This window comes from Nostoc sp. NMS4 (assembly GCF_017115095.1).
Taxonomy (GTDB): domain Bacteria; phylum Cyanobacteriota; class Cyanobacteriia; order Cyanobacteriales; family Nostocaceae; genus Nostoc.
The window spans coordinates 1-4,030 of record NZ_JABXKI010000381.1 but is presented as its reverse complement, the minus strand read 5'-3'; the positions used below and the strand labels follow the sequence as shown (position 1 = coordinate 4,030).

The window sequence follows — 4,030 nt, the reverse complement described above, 5'->3', positions numbered from 1 at the left end:
TTCTTCCAAATAGGCAAGCCCGACATTTTGTGCTTGGATAAATTGAACCATAATTCGTTTAAAAGATGCAATATAACTATTATGACACTATTAACGTAAATAGGAAAAGCAAAGATAATCAACTTAAAACTTGACCGATGGTTTTTAATATATTCAAAACTTTATATAACTCATTCTCGCGTCTATATAAAGTGAATCTATCAGATAAAGCATACATTGGTTTATCTTGTTTTATCAACTTTATAAATTGAAAATCTTCTCCATTCATTACCAAGGAATATGCAGGATGCTCAGGCTGAGGATTTGCCAGCATATAAGTCAGTGCTTGAGGAATCGCCTTTGCCAAAGAAAAACTAGACCTTTTAGATTCAATTATCAGCAACCATAGCTGATCTTGGAGAACCAAGACATCAATTTTACCTTTAATAATTTCTTTAGTCTCTTTGGGCTTGGATGACTTGAATCATGTTTATTTCAACTTGCAAAAAGTCTAATTCCTTACTTCAATTATCACGCTAGCAGTTTCTAGCATTCGGTTGCGTTACGTGGCTGCTAATTCCCGCAATTTAGTTAAAACTGCCTGAGCATGACCTTTTGTTTTTACATTAGGCCAAGCATAGACAATAATTTTATCAGGTGAAATTAGAAAGGTTGAGCGAGCAACACCCATATATTCTTTTCCCATAAATTTTTTCAATCGCCAAGCGCCGTAGGCTTCAATCAAAAGATGTTCTGGGTCACTTAAAAGGCTGATTGACAAGTTATGTTTGCTGATAAATTTACAATGGGACTTACCCAAATCTGGACTTACACCTAAGATTTTCGCTCCTAGTGTGCTGAAGTCTTGATACAATTCGGTGAAATCTTTCGCTTCGGTGGTACAGCCCGGTGTGTCATCTTTGGGGTAGAAGTAGAGGACAACCCATTGACTGCTGAGGTCGTCGAGAGTGACTGCATTGCCATTTTGGTCAGGGGTGGAGAAATCTGGCGCTGGTTGTCCAATTTGGGGAATGTTGCTCATGATGGAGATTGTGTGGGCGTTGCCCGTCGTAGACATCGTTTTAGAATTGTACATATATTGAGCTATGCTTACGCATCCATTCATATTTGCTGACAATGACTAAAGATATGCAACGCGAATTTGCCAACCGTGATGAGTTGGTAGCCTACCTGCGCGAACAATTCCCAGGTGCAGCAGAACGCGGACACATTAGCGAAACTGTGGGGGGACGCAAAGCAGCACAAACCGCGCTGCAAAAAATCGACCCAGTTCGCTATGCCCAAACACGTAATTTCTTCACAGGTGCGGTGACGCGACTTTCACCTTACATCCGTTATGGGGTTTTGAGTTTGCGAGAAATTCGAGATTACGTCCTTAACCAGGTACAGCACCAAGATGATGCTACGAAATTAATTAACGAGTTAGGTTGGCGCGACTATTGGCAAAGGTTATATATGAAGTTGGGAGATGAAATCTGGAAAGACCAGGAAGAGTACAAAACTGGTTATTCTGTGAGCGAATATGCACCCGAATTGCCGCAAGATATTAGAGAAGGAACTACAGACAGAGTTTGTATTGACAGTTTCAGTCGTGATTTGAGAGAAACTGGCTATTTACATAACCATGCACGAATGTGGCTAGCAGCTTATGTTGTCCATTGGCGGCGTATTCGTTGGCAAGCTGGAGCCAAATGGTTTCTCGAACACCTTTTAGATGGAGATCCTGCTAGTAATAATATGTCATGGCAGTGGGTTGCTAGCACTTTTAGTCATAAACCGTATTTTTTCAACCGTGAAAACTTAGAACGCTACACCAAAAGCGTTTATTGTCAGAAATGTCCGCTTTATGGTCATTGTGATTTTGAAGGCAGCTATGAAGAATTAGAACAGCGACTTTTTCCCAAAGGCGAATTTAGCAAACAAGCTAATAGCCAAAGTTGGCAACATGGAAATAAAGGTAAAAAATGAATAAACCAATTGTTTGGGTACATGGAGATTGTCTCAGTCCAAATAATCCCACATTACAAAAATACCCTGATGCCCCAGCTATCTGGGTTTGGGATGAGGCTTTGATAGAGGAATGGCAATTGAGCCTTAAACGTCTGACTTTTATCTACGAATGTTTGCTAGAGTTACCTGTTGTTATCCGCCGTGGCAATGTGGCACAAGAAATTTTAGCTTTTGCTCAAGAACATGATGCCAATTTAGTTGTCACAGCCAATAGTCCTAGTCCTCGATTTGATGATATTTGTAATCAAATGAAGCGTTCTATAGCAGTAGAAGTGTTAGAGGTAGAACCGTTTTTTGACTATGACGGCTATATTGACTTGAAGCGGTTCTCACGCTATTGGAAAGTGGCTCAAAATCATATTAAGCAATAATTTACGAGTACATTCTTTGTAGAGACGGCGATTTATCGCGTCTTTCTTTCTAACGTGTCAGATAAATCGCGTCTGTCTAACGTGTCAGTCTTTCAGACGCGATAAATCGCGTCTCTACATGAGGGCTTTCTCGTTTTTTGCGTATTGGAATAAAACTGGATCTGACTTGTGTGTACAGCGTAGCCCAAGCTTGGGGGAGGAATTGAGGGTGAGGACTGTTGATTGATCCCAGAAGTCTAATCTATTGAGGTTTGTAAATAATTTGTATCCTTGCAAGGAATATTCCTTTAGACTGAATTTCAACTGAAAAATGTGGGAATAAACACAAATGCATTCGTTAAATATATTTGGTCACGAATTTGTAGTTGCTGTTTCTTTTGTAGCTTGCATTATTGGGCTGTTGTTACTGTGGGACAGTAAGCAGCAAACAAATGATATGGAAGAAACAGAGCGGATTCTGTTTAGAATGAGCTTTAGTTACTGGCTAGTTTACTGTGTAGCTTTTGGCATAGAAAAAATAGTTTTACCCGGCTGGGAATCTGTAATCATGACTTTGAAAATAACTACGGCTCTGTCATATTTCTTAACTTTTTCTTGTATTGTTAGTCTACCGCTACACAAATTTGCAGTACATCGGGTTGAGGAATAGGGATTGGGGAGATGAGGGAGACAAGGGAGACAAGGAGGACAAGGAGGACAAGGAGGACAAGGGAGACAAATAAAACTCCTAACCCTTAATTTTTAACTCCTAACTCCTAACTCCTAACTCAGCACTCAGCACTCAGCACTCAGCACTCAGCACTCAGCACTCAGCACTCATCATCTCATGGCGATCGCTAATGCTGTTTCTAGTTGATCTTGGAGCAAAGTTGTTAAAATAAATACTTCTTGTACCGTTTTTCCCTGCCGTGCAATGACTTTATAGCCGCCGCGAATGGGTACTGAGACACGCAGTTGCATTTTTGGACAGTGACCTTTTGACCGTCCAATTACTCCCGGTGTCACGGTTTGGATACCGTCTTGCTGACAAAGACGTTCTAAAATTGGGATCAGTCCAGAAAGGTGTGTTGAGTGATTCCAAACCAGTCTGGCAGCTTTTTGTGAAGCCGTGCGGAGGGGATCTACGGGGGGTTTGCCCATAATAATTAATTAAGCTGCTTCTAGAGGTGCCATTGTCAAATCTGCTCGGCGCAGCTGCTGATGATAAAGTTCGGCAGGTTCTTGGGGCCCGACCCAGACGATCGCTTGACCTTCATAGTGTACCTGATTAGTCAGTTCCCACGCGCGATCGCCACTCATCCCCGGAATATATTTCATCAAACATTCAGACACGTGTTGGAATGTATTAAAATCATCGTTTAATACAATCACTTTGTAATTGGGATAAGTCTTACGGATAACTTGATTAGACCGTTCAGGAGCTATAGTTGGTGCTGTGGACATCCCGTAAACATCTGCTGAAAGTGTCATAATCATAAAACAATTGGTCAAGATAATTTTACAAAACTACACTACAAGTAATTAGTTTAGTTCATTGTCTGCGGATTGGGGACTAGTACCGCAAGGGGTAATTCGTAATTCGTAATTCGTAATTCGTAATTCGTAATTCGTAATTACCATTACGTAAGGGTTTTAGACATTTCAAATGG

The 4,030-nt window shown here is 40.8% G+C and carries 7 protein-coding genes; 3 read left to right on the top strand and 4 right to left on the bottom strand.

Annotated elements, in window-relative coordinates; all coding sequences use genetic code 11:
- Window positions 1–118 precede the first annotated feature (118 nt).
- A complete protein-coding gene (locus HWQ37_RS31730; RefSeq protein WP_465249733.1) occupies window positions 119–406 on the bottom strand; it encodes a hypothetical protein in 288 nt (95 codons plus the stop codon).
- A 135-nt stretch (window positions 407–541) separates the two neighbouring features.
- Window positions 542–1,021, bottom strand: a complete 480-nt coding sequence (gene bcp, locus HWQ37_RS31725) for a thioredoxin-dependent thiol peroxidase (RefSeq protein WP_292754849.1) — start codon at window positions 1,019–1,021, stop codon at window positions 542–544.
- A 95-nt stretch (window positions 1,022–1,116) separates the two neighbouring features.
- On the opposite strand from bcp, the gene HWQ37_RS31720 reads away from it, so the two are divergent.
- From HWQ37_RS31720 to HWQ37_RS31710, 3 genes are all read left to right on the top strand, one after another.
- Complete coding sequence (locus tag HWQ37_RS31720) at window positions 1,117–1,968, top strand: FAD-binding domain-containing protein (RefSeq protein WP_292754846.1); 852 nt, start codon at window positions 1,117–1,119, stop codon at window positions 1,966–1,968.
- Window positions 1,965–2,381 (top strand): hypothetical protein, encoded by a 417-nt coding sequence (locus tag HWQ37_RS31715; protein WP_292754843.1) that lies wholly within the window; start codon window positions 1,965–1,967, stop codon window positions 2,379–2,381. The genes HWQ37_RS31720 and HWQ37_RS31715 overlap by 4 nt, the downstream gene beginning before the upstream one ends.
- A gap of 328 nt (window positions 2,382–2,709) precedes the next feature.
- Window positions 2,710–3,030 carry a hypothetical protein gene (locus tag HWQ37_RS31710; protein WP_292754840.1) on the top strand — a complete coding sequence of 107 codons (321 nt, stop codon included), beginning with the start codon at window positions 2,710–2,712 and terminating at the stop codon, window positions 3,028–3,030.
- Window positions 3,031–3,200: 170 nt separating this feature from the next.
- Here HWQ37_RS31710 and HWQ37_RS31705 read toward each other — a convergent pair whose 3' ends face one another.
- Both HWQ37_RS31705 and clpS read right to left on the bottom strand, forming a co-directional pair.
- On the bottom strand, window positions 3,201–3,521 hold the full coding sequence (locus tag HWQ37_RS31705) for a DUF2103 domain-containing protein (RefSeq protein ID WP_292754838.1): 321 nt from the start codon (window positions 3,519–3,521) through the stop codon (window positions 3,201–3,203).
- A 9-nt stretch (window positions 3,522–3,530) separates the two neighbouring features.
- On the bottom strand, window positions 3,531–3,857 hold the full coding sequence (gene clpS, locus HWQ37_RS31700; protein WP_292754835.1) for an ATP-dependent Clp protease adapter ClpS: 327 nt from the start codon (window positions 3,855–3,857) through the stop codon (window positions 3,531–3,533).
- Window positions 3,858–4,030: the final 173 nt, after the last annotated feature.